Annotated in this window: 2 protein-coding genes; both read right to left on the bottom strand. The window is 61.5% G+C overall.

What is annotated here, in order from left to right:
* On the bottom strand, positions 1–709 hold a 709-nt coding region (locus AC1DOC_RS34650; RefSeq protein ID WP_478131711.1), incomplete at its 3' end, for a nitroreductase.
* Positions 710–742: 33 nt separating this feature from the next.
* Positions 743–1111 (bottom strand): CoA transferase (locus AC1DOC_RS34645; protein WP_478131710.1); only part of this gene is annotated, 369 nt, incomplete at its 5' end.

Raw genomic sequence — 1111 nt, 5'->3', positions numbered from 1 at the left:
GCGTGAAGCTCTCCACTTTTTCCCGCGGCGGCCTATACGCATTCACTGGCGCGGACTCGTCTGCATAGCCGAGCGCCATGCCACAAACAAGCATTTCATTGGAGCCCGCATCGATGAACGGCATGACGATCTTTGCGTAGTTGTTCCACGCCGCCTGGGGACACGTGTGCAGGCCGAGCGCACGCGCAGCGAGCATCAAGGTCTGCAGGAACATGCCGTAATCGATTAGGGAGCCACGGCCCATGACGCGGTCCATGGTGAACATGAGGCCAACCGGTGCATCGAAGAAGCGGTAGTTCCGCTGTGCCTGCGCGTGCATCTTGTCTTTCTCGCCTTTTGCGATTCCGAGAGCCCCATAAAGGCCCCAGCCGTTGTGACGTCGCCGGTCGATGTAGGGCGAGACCCACTGCGCGGGGTAGTAGCCTTCCACCTCCCCGTACTCGACAGCCAACGAGGGGTCAGCCTGTGTCGCATCGTGCGCAGCGCACACCTTCGCGACGAGTTCATCGCGACGATCCCCCTGCAGCACATGCACCTTCCACGGCTGGGTGTTCGTGCTGGACGCCGCGCAACTCGCTATCCGCAAAATCTCTTCGACTTGCTGGCGCGCGACCGGCTTGTCGGGCAAGAACGCACGGCACGAGAAGCGGCTCTCGATGGCCGACACCACGCTCGCAGGATCCTGCACGACTGTCTTTACTTGGGACATGGTCATCGAAGTGCCTTCATGGTGTTCAGCCCCTCAGACCGTGCCCGCTTGGCGCAGCTCGGCAATCTGCCCGACCGAAAGCCCCACGAGTTCGCGCAGGATCTCGTCGGTATGCGCGCCGAGAGCAGGCGCTGGCCTGATCTGCGGTGCTGGTGTACCACTGAACCGTGGCTGCACAGCCGGCATCTTCAGTTCGCCGATCTGCGGGTGCTCGACGGTCGCGATGCTGCCTCTAGCCTGGTAATGTGGGTCTGCGACGATGTCCTTGATCGAGTAGATCAAGGAGTAAGCGAGCCCCTTTTCTTCGAGAATCCGGCACGCCTCCAGAACCGGCAGCGACTTGATCCATTCAGCAACGATCTCGTTGACCTCCTCGACGCGCGCAGTGCGTTTAGCGTGGCT

The organism is Variovorax sp. 01T439_2, assembly GCF_056398445.1.
Note: the sequence above shows the minus strand (reverse complement) of the source record. Positions and strands in the feature narration are given on the sequence as shown.